This window comes from Streptomyces sp. NPDC045846 (genome assembly GCF_056431605.1).
Map to the genome: position 1 here is coordinate 403,061 of NZ_JBWKKJ010000003.1, position 15,338 is coordinate 418,398.

The 15,338-nt window shown below is 72.1% G+C and carries 13 protein-coding genes; 9 read left to right on the forward strand and 4 right to left on the reverse strand.

Annotation, left to right across the window (positions count from 1 at the left end; translation table 11 throughout):
• The first annotated feature begins 81 nt into the window (after positions 1–81).
• Both AC07F3_RS10875 and AC07F3_RS10880 read left to right on the forward strand, forming a co-directional pair.
• Positions 82–2,016, forward strand: coding sequence for a hypothetical protein (locus tag AC07F3_RS10875; protein WP_479112587.1), 1,935 nt, complete (start codon positions 82–84; stop codon positions 2,014–2,016).
• Positions 2,017–2,077: 61 nt separating this feature from the next.
• Positions 2,078–2,557, forward strand: coding sequence for a macro domain-containing protein (locus AC07F3_RS10880; protein ID WP_479112589.1), 480 nt, complete (start codon positions 2,078–2,080; stop codon positions 2,555–2,557).
• Positions 2,558–2,647: 90 nt separating this feature from the next.
• Here the strand turns inward: AC07F3_RS10880 and AC07F3_RS10885 are convergent, their stop codons facing one another.
• The gene (locus AC07F3_RS10885) at positions 2,648–3,451 is read right to left on the reverse strand and encodes an ABC transporter ATP-binding protein (protein WP_479113085.1); all 804 of its coding nucleotides are present in this window, start codon (positions 3,449–3,451) and stop codon (positions 2,648–2,650) included.
• Between the two features lie 5 nt (positions 3,452–3,456).
• Positions 3,457–5,247: a 2-isopropylmalate synthase gene (gene leuA / locus AC07F3_RS10890; protein WP_479112591.1), complete on the reverse strand. Its 1,791-nt coding sequence runs from the start codon at positions 5,245–5,247 to the stop codon at positions 3,457–3,459.
• A gap of 185 nt (positions 5,248–5,432) precedes the next feature.
• On the opposite strand from leuA, the gene AC07F3_RS10895 reads away from it, so the two are divergent.
• The 3 genes from AC07F3_RS10895 (at position 5,433) to proP (ending at position 8,503) form a co-directional block, all read left to right on the forward strand.
• Positions 5,433–6,122 carry a FadR/GntR family transcriptional regulator gene (locus AC07F3_RS10895; RefSeq protein WP_479112593.1) on the forward strand — a complete coding sequence of 230 codons (690 nt, stop codon included), beginning with the start codon at positions 5,433–5,435 and terminating at the stop codon, positions 6,120–6,122.
• Between the two features lie 323 nt (positions 6,123–6,445).
• On the forward strand, positions 6,446–6,619 hold the full coding sequence (locus AC07F3_RS10900; protein ID WP_479112595.1) for a CsbD family protein: 174 nt from the start codon (positions 6,446–6,448) through the stop codon (positions 6,617–6,619).
• Positions 6,620–7,051: 432 nt separating this feature from the next.
• Entirely contained in the window at positions 7,052–8,503 is a 1,452-nt protein-coding gene (proP, locus tag AC07F3_RS10905) for a glycine betaine/L-proline transporter ProP (protein WP_479112597.1), read from the forward strand.
• 51 nt (positions 8,504–8,554) lie between these two features.
• Here the strand turns inward: proP and AC07F3_RS10910 are convergent, their stop codons facing one another.
• Both AC07F3_RS10910 and AC07F3_RS10915 read right to left on the reverse strand, forming a co-directional pair.
• Positions 8,555–9,454: a bifunctional helix-turn-helix transcriptional regulator/GNAT family N-acetyltransferase gene (locus AC07F3_RS10910; RefSeq protein WP_479112599.1), complete on the reverse strand. Its 900-nt coding sequence runs from the start codon at positions 9,452–9,454 to the stop codon at positions 8,555–8,557.
• A 97-nt stretch (positions 9,455–9,551) separates the two neighbouring features.
• Positions 9,552–10,958 (reverse strand): cytochrome P450, encoded by a 1,407-nt coding sequence (locus AC07F3_RS10915; RefSeq protein WP_479112601.1) that lies wholly within the window; start codon positions 10,956–10,958, stop codon positions 9,552–9,554.
• A gap of 197 nt (positions 10,959–11,155) precedes the next feature.
• Here AC07F3_RS10915 and AC07F3_RS10920 point away from each other — a divergent pair, with 197 nt between their 5' ends.
• The 4 genes from AC07F3_RS10920 (at position 11,156) to AC07F3_RS10935 (ending at position 15,316) form a co-directional block, all read left to right on the forward strand.
• Positions 11,156–12,115, forward strand: coding sequence for a glutaminase (locus tag AC07F3_RS10920; RefSeq protein WP_479112603.1), 960 nt, complete (start codon positions 11,156–11,158; stop codon positions 12,113–12,115).
• 148 nt (positions 12,116–12,263) lie between these two features.
• Positions 12,264–12,665, forward strand: a complete 402-nt coding sequence (locus tag AC07F3_RS10925; RefSeq protein ID WP_479112605.1) for a tautomerase family protein — start codon at positions 12,264–12,266, stop codon at positions 12,663–12,665.
• Positions 12,666–12,960: 295 nt separating this feature from the next.
• On the forward strand, positions 12,961–13,791 hold the full coding sequence (locus tag AC07F3_RS10930; RefSeq protein ID WP_479112607.1) for an alpha/beta fold hydrolase: 831 nt from the start codon (positions 12,961–12,963) through the stop codon (positions 13,789–13,791).
• Positions 13,792–13,936: 145 nt separating this feature from the next.
• On the forward strand, positions 13,937–15,316 hold the full coding sequence (locus AC07F3_RS10935; protein ID WP_479112609.1) for an amidase: 1,380 nt from the start codon (positions 13,937–13,939) through the stop codon (positions 15,314–15,316).
• Positions 15,317–15,338: the final 22 nt, after the last annotated feature.

A 15,338-nucleotide genomic window follows, 5' to 3' on the forward strand; every position in this document is an offset into this window, starting at 1 on the left:
GGATCCGGGCGGTTCGACCCGGCTGCGCCCAGCAGATAACCTCAGCGCTCGACACGGCTGGTTTTCAGGGGGGAGCGGGGCATGCGGCATCCGGAGTGCGGGGACGAACGGCTGGCGGCGGGGGGAGAGGTGGCGGTGGCTCGTCTCGCGCTCCACGACGACGACCTTCCCCACGCGGCTCGGCACCTGGCCGACGCCATGCTGCACGAACCGCAGCTGCCCGAGCTGCACGAGGCCCTGGCCGAGCTGTGCGCGAAGGCGGGCGGCGCGGCCGCCGCCCGGGACCTCTTCCCCATCGAAGGGGAGGTGTATCTGGGCACCCTGGTGTGCCGGGCGCACGTCGAGGCGGCCGCCGGGGACCGCGACGCCGCCGTCGGACTCATCGCCTCGGCCATCGCCTACGACCGCGGCATGCCCTGGGCGGACGCCGCCTGGCTCGCCGACCCCGACCTGGCGGCGCTGCTCAGCCCCGACGCGCTGGCGCAGTCGGTGACCCGGGTCGCGGGACACCTCCCGGACCCCCTGCCCCAGGAGCAGCGGCCCCCGCTGCGGACGTTCGAGCAATTGGTCAGGGCCGTGGCCGCCCGGCACCCGGATCACGCCCTGCTGTCCGCGATGGCCTCCGGCCTGGTCCGGCGCTTCGGTGACACCGCGGAGGCCGTCCGGCTCGCCGAACACGCCCAGCGGACCGCCCCCGGCTTCATGCCCGCCGTGATGCTCGGCAACGCGCTGCGCTCGGATGGCCGGCCCGACGAGGCCCTCACGGTCTGGGAAGCCCAGCTGGCCCACGCGTTCGACGACTACCTGGCGGTGGACGTGGCCGAGCTGTACGGGGCCACCGGGCGTCCGGCCGACGGGCTGCCGTGGCTGGAGCGGGTCCTGGCCGCCGAGCCGGACCACCCCAAGGCGGCGCCCGCACTGCACGGGCTCCGCTACCGGATCGACGGCGACGCCGTGCATCTGCTCGCCCTGGCCGACCACCACCGCGCCCACCCCGACCACGACTACGCTCCCGAGCTGCTGGCCCAACTCACCTGGCGCAAACCCTGGTTGGGCATGGTCCACCCGGCCACCGAGGCGACCGTCAACGTGCTGCACCAGTTCCTGAACTCGGCCTCCAGCAACCGCGACAGCGAAATCGTCTGCACCGCGTCCCAGTTGGAGCCGCCCAGCTCGCTCCTCGCGATGCGCCTCGCCTTCCCGCGCGCCACGATCGAATACCAGTCGCTGCCGGAGCCGGACCCGCGCAGGACGCTGCGCGAGGTCGGCACCCGGATATGGGAGTACCACGCTCTCGACGCCCGCCCCGCCGTACCGGCGCCGTCGGCGGAGGCGGCCGAGCTGATCCGGGCCACCGCCGAGATCTCGTGGCCCACCCTGCCCGCCGCCTACGACCATGCGGTCCGGCTCGCGGGGCTCCCGCTCCGCGACCTCCTCGGCGCCCTCGCCCACCCGCCCGCGCCGCGCGAGGACGAGCTGGGGCGCGCGCTGCTGGCCCGCCAGCCCGAGCTCTGGGTCCGTGGCGTGCAGGTCTTCGCCTGCCTCGGCATCGCGCACCACCGCACCGACCAGCCCTGGGCCGAGTCCGAGCGCCGCCAGGTGCTGCTCGATCTGCTCCTCGGCTCCGAGGACTGGGTCAACGAGGCGGCGGCCTTCGCGCTGGTCACCGTGGCCTGGACGAACCCCGAGACCCGGTCCGACATCGGAACCCAGCTGTGGGCCCGCCTCCTGGACGCGGCCACGAGCTCCCAGCAGCGTGAGGTGACGACCCTTCAGTCCATCTGCGCGTTGATGCTGTGCTGCCCTTGGGCGGACGGCGCCGCGCTGAGCCTGGCCCGCACCATGGCCGAACTGGACCGCGAGGAACAGGCGGAACCGAGGCCCGAGGACGAGCGATCGCGCCGGCAGACGAGTGAGCGCCTCGCCGAACTGGCGCGGGACAAGCAGCCGAGCACGCCCGCCTCACCCCCACCGGCCCGCACGGGCCGCCTGAAGCGACTCTTCGGCCGCGGCTGACCCACGCGCGACGTCCACTGGCCACAGCCCTGTTGTCAGAGGGGCCTCGTACGCTGGCGGCATGACGGGGATCACGTATGTACGGGGGGACGCCACCGCGCCGCACGGCAAGGGCGTCAAGCTGGTCGCGCACGTCTGCAACGACCTCGGGGGCTGGGGCAAGGGCTTCGTCGTCTCCGTGTCCCGGCGCTGGCCGGAACCGGAGGCGGCCTACCGGCGCTGGCACCGTGACCGTGCGGGCAATGACTTCGGCCTGGGTGCGGTGCAGTTCGTTCAGGTCGACCGCTGCCTGTGGGTGGCGAACATGGTGGGACAGCGGGGCATCCGCACGGGCAGCAAGGGCGTGCCCGTGCGGTACGAGGCGATCGACACGGCCCTTGGCGCACTCGCCGACAAGGCCGACGAGCTGGGCGCCTCGGTCCACATGCCGAGGATCGGCTGCGGTCTCGCGGGCGGCGCCTGGTCCAGGGTGGAACCATTGATCACGGCTCGGCTCGTCGACCGGGGCATATCCGTGACTGTGTACGACTACGACGGGTAGGGCACCAACTCGATTGTCGCCCAACGTAGTTGAGGTTGCCGTGCGCCGCCGAGGGGGGCTCGCGCGAGGGTCCGCTCCCCTCGGCGGCGCTCATCCGACCGGCTCCCGGACGCACCGGCCGGTCCGCACCGTCCAGCGCCCGCCGGCTCGGGAGAGGCGGATCGGGTGGTCGAAGCACGTACTGACCCCCTCGCTGGTCAGGACCTCCGCCACCGGCCCGCAGGCAAGTGCACGGCCCTCGCGCAGCAACATCGCATGGCTGGTGCCCGGCGGCAGCTCCTCCAAGTGGTGGGTGACCAGGACCGAGGACAGCTCCGGATCGTCGCGTTGGAGTGCGTCGACATGTTCGATGAGCTGCTCCCGGCCCCCGACGTCGAGACCGGTCGCCGGCTCGTCGAGCAGGAGCAGCCTGGGCCCGGGCATGAGGGCCCGCGCGATCAGCGCCCGGCCTCGTTCGCCCTGGGAAAGCGTCGGCCACCGTGCCTCACACCGCTCACCGAGGCCCAGCACGGCGATGAGGCGATCGGCCCGTGCGGTCTGCTCCGCCGTTGGGCTCCACCGCGGGACCACCTCGCTGGTGCCGGTCAGCCCGGTCAGCACCACGTCACGGACCCGCAGGGGGCCGCGCACCCCGTGCCGCGGGTTCACATGGCCGATGTACGTGCGCAGGTGGCGCATGTCGACCCGGCCCAGCGCGTGCCCCAGCACCTCGACGGTCCCCCGGGTGGGGTGCACGAGGGCCCCCAGCAGGCTGAGCAGGGTGCTCTTGCCCGCCCCGTTGGCACCGAGCAGCGCCCAGTGCTCTCCGCCACGTACGGTCAGCGACACGTCGCACAGAAGCGGGCGGCCGTCGCGGACGACGTCGGCGTCCCGCACCTGGATCACAGGAGCCATCATGATCAGCCGCGCCCGGCGCGGCTGACGGCGGCCATGACCGCGTGGACCGACGCGGCGAGGATGGAGGTGTCCCAGCCCGCGCCCCAGGTCGTGACGTCGCCGACGCGGCACTCGGCGTAGGCGACGGCGGGGCTGCCCGGGCCCAGCCCGGTGGAGTGCTCGGCGTAGGTGAGGATGTCGACCGTGAGCCCGGCCGCGGCGAGCGCGTCGACGCAGGCCGCCAGGGGCCCGTTGCCCGTTCCGCGGAGCCCGCGCTCCTGCCCGTCCGTGCGGAGCGTGCAGGTGAACCGGTGCTCGCCGGGGCGGACTTCGGCCGTGTCCCAGGACGTCAGGGTGGTCGGTCCGGCCACGCCGGGGGTGATGTACGTGGCCCGGAAGAGCTCCCACAGATCCTGATGGGAGAGTTCCCGGCCGCTCGCGTCCGTGGCCTGCTGCACCGTGCGGGAGAAGTCCGGCCGCATGGCCTTGGGCAGGTCCAGGCCGTGGTGGGTGCGGAGCAGGTGGGCGATGCCGCCCTTGCCCGACTGGGAGTTGACGCGGATGACCTTTTCGTAGGTGCGTCCGATGTCCCCCGGGTCGATGGGCAGGTAGGGAACCTCCCAAGGGGCCTCCTCCGCGGGGACGCCCAGCTCCGCCGCCTGCTTGGTGTGATGGGCCATCCCCTTGGAGATGGCGTCCTGGTGCGTTCCGGAGAAGGCGGTGTGGACGAGGTCACCGCCGTAGGGGTGGCGGGGGTGGACCGGCAGCCGGTTGCAGTGCTCCACCACCTCGCGCACCGCGTCGATGTCCGAGAAGTCGATCATCGGGTTCACGCCCTGGGCGTACAGGTTCAGGGCCAGCGTGATCAGGTCGACGTTCCCGGTCCGCTCGCCGTTGCCGAACAGGCAGCCCTCCACACGCTGCGCCCCCGCCAGGACGGCGAGTTCGGCGCAGGCGACCCCGGTGCCCCGGTCGTTGTGCGGGTGCACGGAGAGGATCACCGCGTCGCGCCGCGCCAGATGGCGGTGCATGTACTCGATCTGGTCCGCGTACACATTGGGCGTGGCGATCTCGACGGTGGCCGGGAGGTTGTGCACCACCGGGCGGTCCGGGCTCGCCTCCCACAGCTCGGTCATGCTGTCGCAGATCTCCAGGACGAAGTCCGGCTCCGTCAGGTTGAAGACCTCGGGAGAGAACTCGAACCGGACGTCGGCGCGCGGCAGTTGTCCGATGCGCCGCATCAGATGCGTTCCGGCGTCCAGGATCAGCCGGTGGACGTCGGCGCGGGAACGTCCCAGGACCACGTCCCGCCACACCGGGGCGGTGGCGGTGTAGAGGTGGACCAGGGTGCGCGGGAGCCCCTCGATGGAGGCGACGGTCCGGTCGATGAGGTCGGCGCGGGCCGGGGTGAAGACGGAGATGGTGACGTCCTCGGGCACGGCACCGCTCGTGGCCAGATGGCGTACGAAGTCGAAGTCGGTCTGGCTCGCGGAGGGGTAGCCCACCTCGATCTCCTTGAACCCCATGGCCACCAGGAGGTCGAACATGCGCCGCTTGCGCGGGGTGTCCATCGGTTCGGCGAGCGCCTGATTGCCGTCGCGCAGGTCGACCGGGACCCACAGCGGAGCCTGCTGGAGCTGCCGGGACGGCCAGGCGCGGTCCCTCAGCGGCAGGGCCACCCGCTCGGGTGCGGGCCGGTAGCGGTGGTGGGGCATCGCGCTGGGGCGCTGCGGATTCCAGGCCGGGGCGCCCTGGGGTACCGCGGCGGACGGGGTGCGCAGCGTGGGAAACGCTTCGGTGCGGGAGGAGTTCATGCGGCGGTGCTTCCTTCATTCGACCCTGGGAGGACCGGCGCGGCCAGGCACCCGCTGCGGGGTGCCGGTCGTTTCAGACCCCGCAGCGGCAGCCGAGAAGGAGAAGCTCACGCGTCAACATGGCGGTACAGTAACCACAGTTGAACTCCTCAGACAACCTGAGATCTGAAAGAAGGTGATCCCGGATGCCGTTGGGCACTCTGCGGCCAACTCCCCTGGTCGAGCAGGCCACTGACCGGCTGCGCGAGCAGATCGTCGGCGGGGAGTGGCCGGTGGGGACGAAACTCCCCGGCGAGAACGCCCTCGCGCAGGCCCTCGGCGTGGGCCGCTCCACCGTCCGCGAGGCGCTGCGCGCACTCGCCGGGGCAGGGCTCGTCCAGGCCCGCCAGGGTGCCGGGGTCTTCGTCATCGCCACCAGGCCCAGGGAGGACTGGACCACCCAGCTCCGCCGGGCGGCCGTGGCCGATGTCTACGAAGTCCGCATGGTCATCGAGGTCGAGGCGGCGCGGCTGGCCGCGCGGCGCCGCACCGCCGAGGATCTCGCCGCCCTCGAATCTGCGCTGGCCGGCCGCCGGGCTGCCGCGCACGGCGGCACCGCAGAGTTCGTCGATGCCGACATCGCCCTGCACACCGCCGTGGTCGCCGCCGCGCACAATCCCGTCCTCACCGCCCTGTTCACCGAGTTCGTGCCCGCCCTGCGCCAAGGACTGATCGACCTGGTGGACCTGCTCGGCCTGCGCACCGACGAGCCGAACCACGGCGACGCGGGGCACGCCGCACTCGTCGAGGCCATCACCGGAGGCGACGCCGACAGCGCGGGCCGCACCTTGCAGAAGGAGCTGCGTCAGACGCTGGCCCAGCTCCAGGCGGTCTGACGGGCTGGCGCGAGCCGCGCCGCCACGCCTGCGATCGTCGACCGCTCCTGGAACGCGTGCGCACCCCTTCGGCGAACAGTCCATGTTCAGCACGATGGCCGTCTTCGGGGCCCCGGGCGACGTGACGCTTTCGCAACCGGCGACAGAGCCGTTCCCTCCCCTGGACGACTTCACCACGCAGCCGCATCGCGCGCGGGCGGGCTCAACAGGCTGACGCGTCGCGGCCATATTTTCTTGACGCGGTCCACCCGTTTGAAATCCGCCGGAACGGCCAGGTGTATCGATGTCGGGTGAAGCAATCGACCGCATGTGGAGGTAATTCCATGTCGAGCGAGAAGAAGGCCAAGGCGAAGACCGAGCAGGTCAAGGGCAAGGCCAAGGAAGCCGTCGGCCGTATGGCGGGCAATGAGCGCCTCACCGCGGAGGGCCGCGTCGACCAGGCCAAGGGCGATGCCCGTCAGGCCAAGGAGAAGGCCAAGGACGTCTTCAAGCACTGAGCCATCGAGTGAGCGGAGTGAGCGCGGCGCGCAAGTGCCGCGCACGCTCGCTTTTAACCGCCCGGAAACTCGGGGAATCCGGCGGCGGGCATCGCCATAGGCGCCCAGAATTCCGACGCATTCGACTCGGGCCGCGTCCTCAGGGACGCGGTCGCCTGTGGTTCCGGGGAATAGCCAGAACCGCCCCGGCTCCCTCGTTCGGAATTCCGGCCGCTGCGACCGGCCCGCGACGGCCGGTGCGGGTCGCCCCGCCCCCTGTGCCCGGCACTCCCGAGCGCGCGTGTCCCCCTTTGCTGTGGTTCGGGACCAAAGCCCCCGCCCCGGGCCGGGGCTTTGGTCCGGCGACAAGGGACCTTCACCGCACGATCGCGCCGCCCCGAGGGAGTTCCATGTAGGGCGCACCCTTCTATCGCCGACTGAGAGAGACGTTGCGTGCTGAGTACCGAGGATCATCCGCCCGAGGCAGTAGCCAGGCACCGCTCGCTGTTCCGGGCGGTCCACCGCAGGCGTAACCCCCTGCTGCGCCGCTCGGACATCACCGTCACCGACGAGGCCGCCGTCAAGCGCGCCGTGAAGGCCACCGCGCTGGGCAACGCCATGGAGTGGTTCGACTTCGGCGTCTACTCCTACCTCGCCGTGATCATCGGAAAGGTCTTCTTCTCCGGCGCGGGCGACACCATGCAGGTCATCGCCTCGCTGGCGACGTTCGCCGCAGCCTTCCTGGTGCGGCCGCTCGGCGGCATGTTCTTCGGGCCGCTCGGCGACCGGGTCGGCCGGAAGAAGATCCTCGCCCTCACCATGATCATGATGGCTGCGGCGACGCTGTCCATCGGCCTGATCCCGAGCTACGCGACCATCGGCGTGTGGGCCCCCGTCCTGCTGATCCTGTGCCGCATGGTCCAGGGCTTCTCGACCGGCGGCGAGTACGGCGGCGCCGCCACGTTCATCGCGGAGTACGCGCCCGACCGGCGCCGCGGCTTCTGGGGGTCCTTCCTGGAGTTCGGCACGCTGATCGGCTACACGCTGGCCGCCTCGCTCGTGACCGCCCTCACCCTGCTGCTCAGCGACGACGCGATGCAGCAGTGGGGCTGGCGGGTGCCGTTCCTGGTGGCGGGTCCGCTCGGCCTCGTGGGCCTGTATCTCCGGCTGAAGCTGGACGAGTCGCCGGCCTTCAAGAAGCTGGAGGAGGCGGGTTCGCCCGACGCCGAGCGCGAGCGGGTGCCGCTCAGGCAGATCCTGTTCGGCAACGGACGGGCGATGCTCCTGTGCCTGGCCCTGGTCGCCGCGTTCAACATCACCGACTACATGCTGCTCTCCTACATGCCGACGTACCTCTCGACGCTCGGCTTCAACGAGACCGGCGGCCTGATGTCCATCGTCGTCGTGATGATCGTGCTGATGGCGCTGATCAACTCCGTGGGCAGGCTCTCCGACCGGGTCGGCCGCAGGCCCATGCTCATCGGCGGCTCGCTCGGCTTCATCGTGCTGGCGGTGCCCAGCTTCCTGCTGATCAAGACGGGTGGCACGGCCGCCGTCTTCGCCGGACTCCTCGCGCTCGGCCTCGCCCTGGTCTGCTACCTCGGCACCATGTCCTCCGCGCTGCCCGCCCTCTTCCCGACGGCGATCCGCTACGGCTCGCTGTCCATCGGGTTCAACATCTCGGTGTCCCTGTTCGGCGGTACGACGCCGCTGGTGGTCCAGGGCCTGATCGGTGCCACCGGCAACGACCTGATGCCCGCGTTCTACACGATGCTGGCCGGTCTCGTCGGCCTGGTGGCCGCGCTCGCCATGAAGGAGACGGCCCGCCAGCCCCTGGAGGGCTCGCCGCCCTCGGTGGCCACCGAAGAGGAAGCCGCTGAACTCGTCGCCGCCCAGCGCGCCTGACGCGCGACCCGCGCCCCCTGCGCCGAGCCAGGGGGCGCGGCCCCGCGGCCCTCACCGCGGTGGCGGCTCCGCGACGCGCTTCTCGAACCAGTGGTGGGCGTAGGGCTCGTCGTTGAAGGCCGGGACCTCCTGGAAGCCGCAGGCGTGGTACAGGCCGATCGCGGCGCTGAGGGCCTTGTTGGTGTCCAGGCGCAGAACGTCCCGGCCGTGCTCCGCGGCCCGCGCCTCCAGCTCCGCCAGGAAGCGCCGGCCGAGCCCGAGGCCCCGTGCGGCGGGCGCGACCCACATCCGCTTGATCTCGGCCGGCGCCCCGCCCGGCAGCTTCAGACCGGCACAGCCGACGGGCTCGCCATGCATCCGCGCCACGAGGAACAGGCCGTACGGAGGCCGGAGTTCACCCGCGTCGGGCAGCAGACTCCGTGCGGGGTCGAAGCCCGTGTCGAAGCGCTCCCGCAACTCGCTGGCGTACGACAGCAGACAGTGCTGGGCGTCGGGGCTGTCCGGGTCGACGGTGTCCACGACGACCGTCGCGGCGGTCAGCAGCCGGTCGACCTCGGCCATGGCCTCCACGAGCCGGACCCGCTGAGCGGTGTTGAGCGGATCCAGGAGAGAGCCCGCCAGCTCGTCGCTGCGCCGGTCGAGCACGGCGCGTTCGCCGCGTCCCGCCTCGGTGAGCCGCACGGTGCGCACCCGCCGGTCCCTCGGTTGCGGCTCCACCGTGACCAGCCCGTCTCTCTCCAACGACCGCAGCAGGCGGCTCACATACCCGGAGTCCAGCCCGAGTCGCTCGCGCAGTGCCCGTACGTCCTGCCCCTCCTCACCGATTTCCCAGAGCAGCCGAGCTTCGCCGATGGGGCGGTCGCGGCCCAGATAACGGTCGTGGAGCACCCCCACGCGTTCGGTGACGGTGCGGTTGAAGTGCCGGACCTGCTCGATGTGGCGTGCGTCCATTCTCTGACCATAGTCAGGTAATGGGCGTACGGCCAGGGGTGGCGGTCGGGGAAAGGCTCGGCCCGCCCGTCCCAGCCCAACTCGCCAGCCGCCTTGGCTAGTTGACACGCGCCGGATCATGCGCGCTTCTCTGGCGCAGGGTCGCGTGGAGCGCGGTGGCGGGCTGCAGGAGCAGTCCGGCGTGGGGCGGCACGTCCGTGTCCGGGAGGTCCAGGTGGAAGCGCTGGGCGAGGGTGGCGAGGACCAGCGCGGCCTCCACCAGAGCGAAACGGGCACCGAGGCAGGTGCGCGGGCCGCCGCCGAAGGGGAACCACGCATGGTCGGGCACCACGTCCGGGGCGTCGGCAGCCCAGCGTTCCGGGCGGAACCGGTCGGGGCCCGCGAACCAGCGGGGGTCGCGGTGCGTCGTCCACGTGCTGCACCAGACGACGGTTCCGGCCGGGATGCGGGTGCCGCCCAGCGTGGCGCCTTCGCGGGCCACCGCGGGAATCAGCCAGGCCGGCGGGTAGAGCCGCATGGCCTCCTTGACGATCTGCTGGGTCCAGGTGAGCCGCTCGTAGTCGTCGATGGTGGGCGGTCGGTCGCCCAGGACGTCACGGAGCTCGGCTTCGAGCCGGGCGCGCGCCTCGGGTGCGCGGGCGAGCAGATGGACGGTCCAGGTCAGGGCGGTCGAGGTGGTCTCGTGGCCCGCGGCCCAGAGGGTGACGGCCTCGTTGCGCACCTCCCGGGGCGAGAGCGGGCGGCCCTGCTCGTCCCGGGCCGCGAGGAGCCGGGTGAGCAGGTCGTCGCGCTCCTCGGCGGGCCGGGACCCGTCCGGCCGTGCGGCGCGGGCGGCCTCCTGCCGTTCTTCGATGAGCCGGTGCACCTCGGTGTCGATGGTGGCCACCGCCGCGAGCAGCCGCCGCCGGGACTGGGTCCGCACCCACTCGGGCAGGAACAGGCCGATGCCCCGCAACTCCTCCCCCACCGTGGCTCCCGCGACGTCCATCGCTTCGCCCAGGGCCTCGGTCTGCTGTCCGAGGTCGTTGCCGAACAGCGTGCGCAGGACGACCCGCTGGGTGATGAGGGCCATCTCCCTGCGGACGTCGATGCGCGCGCCGTCACGCCAGCCGTCGGCCGCGGCCCCGGCACACTCGACCATCGTCCGGGCGTAGGAACGGACCTGGCGCGGCCGCACGGTGGGCTGGACCAGGGAGCGCTTGCGCCGCCAGTCGCTGCCCTTGCTCAGAAGGACGCTCGGCCCTGTGATCTGTTTGAACGCCCAGCCGATTTCGAGGATCTCGTACGTGTCCTCGCGCGCCGCGAGCAGCTCCGCGATGTGGCGGGGCTGGGAGATGAAGAGGCTGCGCCGCGGACCCAGGGACCAGGTCACGGCGTCGCCGAACTCGTCGCGCAGGCGCGTGAGGAAGGCCAGCGGATCCTTCCCGAAGGCCGGCAGGTTGCCCAGGAGCGGCAGGCCGCGCGGGCCGCGGACGGGGTGGAGCGGCAACGTCGATGCGGGCAACGGAACTCCCCGGATTCGCCTGGTGGGGCCCAACGTAACTTCTCCCTACCCACCCCGCGGGCCCGACAGGCGACCCGCGCGGACTCGGTCCCTTTCGGACGATCCCGGTCGCACCACCCCCCCGGCCTCCGGACGAGTGGGGCGCACGGAGCCGCCCCGACACCTGCGCACAGGTGTGTGACTCCTGTCGTAGGGTGATGCAGTCGTGCAGTGCCGCAGGAAGCCGGAGCAAGTTGAGCGTGTCCTCGTCCTTTCAGTCGGTCCTGGACCGCATCGCCACCGAGATCGCGGCAACCCCGGGCCGCGGCCGCCCGGCCGACTACATCCCCGTGCTCGCCTCGGCCGATCCGCAGCGCTTCGGGATGGCCGTCGCCGAACTCGACGGCACGGTGTACGGAGTCGGCGACTGGCAGCACCCCTTCTCCACCCAGTCGATCACGAAGGTCTTCACGCTGGCGCTCTGCCTGTCCCGCGAAGGCGAGGAGCTGTGGGAGCACGTCGGCCGTGAGCCCTCCGGCAACCCCTTCAACTCCCTGGTTCAGCTGGAGTACGAGGACGGCATCCCGCGCAACCCGTTCATCAACGCGGGCGCCCTGGTGGTCACCGACCGCCTCCAGACCCTGACCGGCGCCGCGGCCGACACGCCGCGCATGTTCCTGCGCGCCGAGTCCGGCAACGCACAGCTGTCCTTCAACGAGCAGGTCGCCACGTCCGAGGCCGCGCACAGCGACCGCAACGCCGCGCTCGCGCACTTCATGGCGTCCTACGGCAACATCACCAACCCGGTGCCGCACCTGCTCGACCAGTACATCCGCCAGTGCTCCCTCGAGGCGTCCTGCGCCGATCTGGCGCGGGCGGCCGGATTCCTGGCCCGGCACGGCATACGAGCCGACGGTTCGTCCCTGCTCACCCGGAGCCAGGCCAAGCAGATCAACGCGGTCATGCTGACGTGCGGCACCTACGACGCGGCGGGCGACTTCGCGCACCGTGTGGGTCTGCCCGGCAAGAGCGGTGTCGGCGGCGGCATCATCGCCGTCGTCCCCGGCCGCTGCACCCTGTGCGTCTGGAGCCCGGGCCTCGACGAACGCGGCAACTCGGTGGCGGGGGTCGCCGCACTCGACCGCTTCACCACCCTGACGGGCCTGTCCGTCTTCTGACTCCCCATCAAGTCGCTTGATCCCTCCACCTGTTGAGCCCTCCTCCCCTACAGGCTCGACAGGTGTCTTCACCTCTCCAGGTTGTACCTACTAGTATGTACAGCTGTCGGCTCGACGGAGCCGCCCGCCATCCGGAAGGGGACCTGACATGCCGTTCGTCCGCATCGATGCGCTGGGGGCCGACAGCGACCGGCTCGACGCGCTCGGCCACGCCGTGCACGACGCGTTGGTCGAAACCATCGGCATCCCGCCCGACGACCGGTTCCAGGTCCTGGTCGGTCACGACGGGACCCGCGGCACTCTGCGCTACGACGACTACCTCGGCGTGCGCCGCGACCACGGCATCGTGTACGTCGCGATCACCCTGCGGGCCGGACGGACGCCCGCCCGGAAGCGCGCGCTCTACCGGCGCATCGCCGAACTCGCCCACGCCTACGCGGGCACCGAGCCGCGCAACGTGTTCATCACCCTGACCGAGAACGAGTCCATTGACTGGTCGCTCGGTCACGGGCTCGCCCAGTACGACCCGGCCCCGGACGAGACCGGCTGACGTCCGCCATCATGAAGCCGTCCCCGCGGCCCGGCCGCCGGAGCGGTGACGGCGACGACCCTCGGGTGCTCGCGCCGGGGCGGCGACGGCCGCGGGATCGGGGAGCTGCGGATCGCACGCCGCGAACCCAAGGGCCCCGCCCGGCCTCCCCCCAGAACCACCTCGCACGGAGTGGACCGGCACCAGGTCGGTCGACCATTACCTCGGCGGTAATCGCGGGCACCCCCTGCCGCGGGCCACAGTGGGTGCACGCCGCGCGACGAGGCCGGTCACACCACTCGACGGGGAGAGTCCCATGCCGTACTTCACCACCGCCACCGACGGAACCACCCTCCACTTCATCGACTACGGACCGTCCGACGGACCCACCCTCGTCTTCGTCAACAGCGCTTATTTCAGCACCCAGATGTGGGAGTTCCAGATGCTCCCCCTCGCCGAGGAGGGCTTCCGCTGCGTCGGCTTCGACCGCCGGGGCCACGGCAAGTCGGAGGACGTCTGGGGCGGTTACGACCTCGACACCCTCGCCGACGACCTGGCCTCCTTCCTGGACCACCTCGATCTGCGTGACGTCACCCTGATCGCGCACTCGCTCGGCACGGCCGAGGCGGTGCGCTGCCTGACGCGGCACGGCAGCGGGCGCGTGGCCCGGCTCGTGCTGATCGGGGCCATGGCGCCGGGCATCGTGCGCAGCGACGACAATCCGGCCGGGCTGCCCGCCGAGGCGGTCAAGGCGGCCAACGAGACGTTCCGCAAGGACCGGGCCGAATTCTTCTCGAGCGGCGCCGAGGACTACTTCGCACTCGGCCACCCCGGCAACCACGTCTCGGCCGCCTACGTCCAGAAGGTGGTCCAGGACTGCCACGGCGCCACTCCCCGGGCCGCGACCGCCGCCGTCGCGAACTTCGAGACCCTGGAGATGGCCCCCGAGGTACGCAAGATCGACGTCCCCACCCTCGTGATCCACGGCGACCAGGACGCCTCCGCCCCCATCGACCTCACCGGCCGCCGCTGCGCGCGGCTCATCCCCGACAGCACCTTCAAGCTGTACGAGAACGGCGGCCACGGCCTCTACGTGACGCACGCCGAGCAACTCAACGCCGATCTGCGGGAGTTCGCCGCCCGGTGAGGCCGGAGCGGAGCGTTCTCGGCCCCGGCCCCGCCAGGCGCGCGAATCCGCCGACCCTGAAGATCGCGCCATCGACAGAACACGTACCGGCATACAACAGTGGCCTCCTCAGCCCGAGAGACCGCACCAGCACCGAGGAGCCACCGTGACCCAGTGGGCAGGCCGGACCGCCGTCGAGATCGCCGAGGCGGTGCGCCGCGAGGAGGCCACGCCCCGCGAGGTGGTCGCCGACCACCTGGCCAGGATCGCCGCGGTGGACGGCCGCGTGGGCGCGTTCCGCGTGGTGCGCGCCGCCGCCGCGCTGGAGGAGGCCGACGCGGTCGGCGCACGCCCGGACCTCGCCCGGCTGCCGCTCGCGGGCGTGCCCGTGGCCGTGAAGGACAACCTGCCGGTACGCGGCGAGAGCAGCCGCAACGGTTCGGCGGCCACCCCGGCGACACCGGCCGCCGAGGACCACGTCACGGTGGCCCGGCTCCGGGCGGCGGGCGCGGTGGTGGTGGGGCTCACCCACGTCCCGGAATTGTGCGTCTTCGGGACCACGGACGGGGTGCACGGCATCGCGCGCAACCCCTGGGACCCCACGCGCACGGCGGGCGGCTCGTCCGGGGGCAGCGCGGCGGCGGTGGCGGCGGGACTCGTGCCGGTCGCGCTCGGCAACGACGGCATGGGCTCCTTGCGCATACCCGCGGCGCACTGCGGCCTCGTCGGCCTCAAGCCGGGCACCGGGCGGGTACCGGTCGAGCTCGGCGGCGGCTGGTTCGGCATGTCGCAGAACGGGCCGCTCGCGACGACGGCGGCGGACGCGCGGCTGATGTTCTCGGTGCTGGCCGGCGAGGCGGCCGCGGACGCAGGGGACCGGGCGGAGGGCGACGCGCCGGCCCCCGAGCAGAACTCCCCGCGCGGGCTCGCCCTCGCCTTCTCGACGCGCAGCCCGATCGCGGGAGTCCACGTCGGTGCGGCGTACGCGGCGCTCGCCCGCCGGGCCGCCCGGGCTCTCGCCGGGGCCGGACACCGGGTGACGACCGCCCATCCGCCCTATCCGCTGTCCTTCGGCGCGGTCTCCCTCGCGCGGTGGACCGGCGGCACCGCACAGGACGCCCGGGGCCTGGACCCGCGGCTGCTCGCGCCGCGCACCCGGCGCCACGCGCTCGGCATGCTGCGCACGGACCACCGGGCGGCGCTCAACGAGCGCCTCGCGCCGTTCTTCGAGAAGTACGACGTGCTGATCACGCCTTCCCTGGCCCGCCCCGGACCCGCGGCCGAGGCCTGGCACGAGCGGGGCTGGCTGGCCAACATGCTGGTGAACACCGCCTGCTCGCCGATGACGCCGGCCTGGAACCTCTCGGGGCGGCCCGCTCTCGTGGTGCCGTTCGGCTCGCTCCCTTCGGGGCTGCCCGGCTCCGTCCAGCTCGTCGGACGCCCCGGATCCGAGCATCAACTGCTCGATCTGGCGGCGCAGTTGGAGGGGCTTCACCCCTGGCGGCGGACGGCCCCCGTGGAGGCTTCCGACCCCAGCCGTAGATGAAGCTTCAACCGACCTTCTCCCA

Coding starts and splice junctions, on each gene's coding strand:
- AC07F3_RS10900 (WP_479112595.1), top strand. CDS start 6,446: ATGTCGAGCGAGAAGAAGGCCAAGGCGAAGACCGAGCAGGTCAAGGGC.
- AC07F3_RS10920 (WP_479112603.1), top strand. CDS start 11,156: ATGCAGTCGTGCAGTGCCGCAGGAAGCCGGAGCAAGTTGAGCGTGTCC.
- leuA (WP_479112591.1), bottom strand. CDS start 5,247: ATGAACTCCTCCCGCACCGAAGCGTTTCCCACGCTGCGCACCCCGTCC.
- AC07F3_RS10880 (WP_479112589.1), top strand. CDS start 2,078: ATGACGGGGATCACGTATGTACGGGGGGACGCCACCGCGCCGCACGGC.
- AC07F3_RS10925 (WP_479112605.1), top strand. CDS start 12,264: ATGCCGTTCGTCCGCATCGATGCGCTGGGGGCCGACAGCGACCGGCTC.
- AC07F3_RS10910 (WP_479112599.1), bottom strand. CDS start 9,454: ATGGACGCACGCCACATCGAGCAGGTCCGGCACTTCAACCGCACCGTC.
- AC07F3_RS10885 (WP_479113085.1), bottom strand. CDS start 3,451: ATGGCTCCTGTGATCCAGGTGCGGGACGCCGACGTCGTCCGCGACGGC.
- AC07F3_RS10895 (WP_479112593.1), top strand. CDS start 5,433: ATGCCGTTGGGCACTCTGCGGCCAACTCCCCTGGTCGAGCAGGCCACT.
- AC07F3_RS10930 (WP_479112607.1), top strand. CDS start 12,961: ATGCCGTACTTCACCACCGCCACCGACGGAACCACCCTCCACTTCATC.
- AC07F3_RS10875 (WP_479112587.1), top strand. CDS start 82: ATGCGGCATCCGGAGTGCGGGGACGAACGGCTGGCGGCGGGGGGAGAG.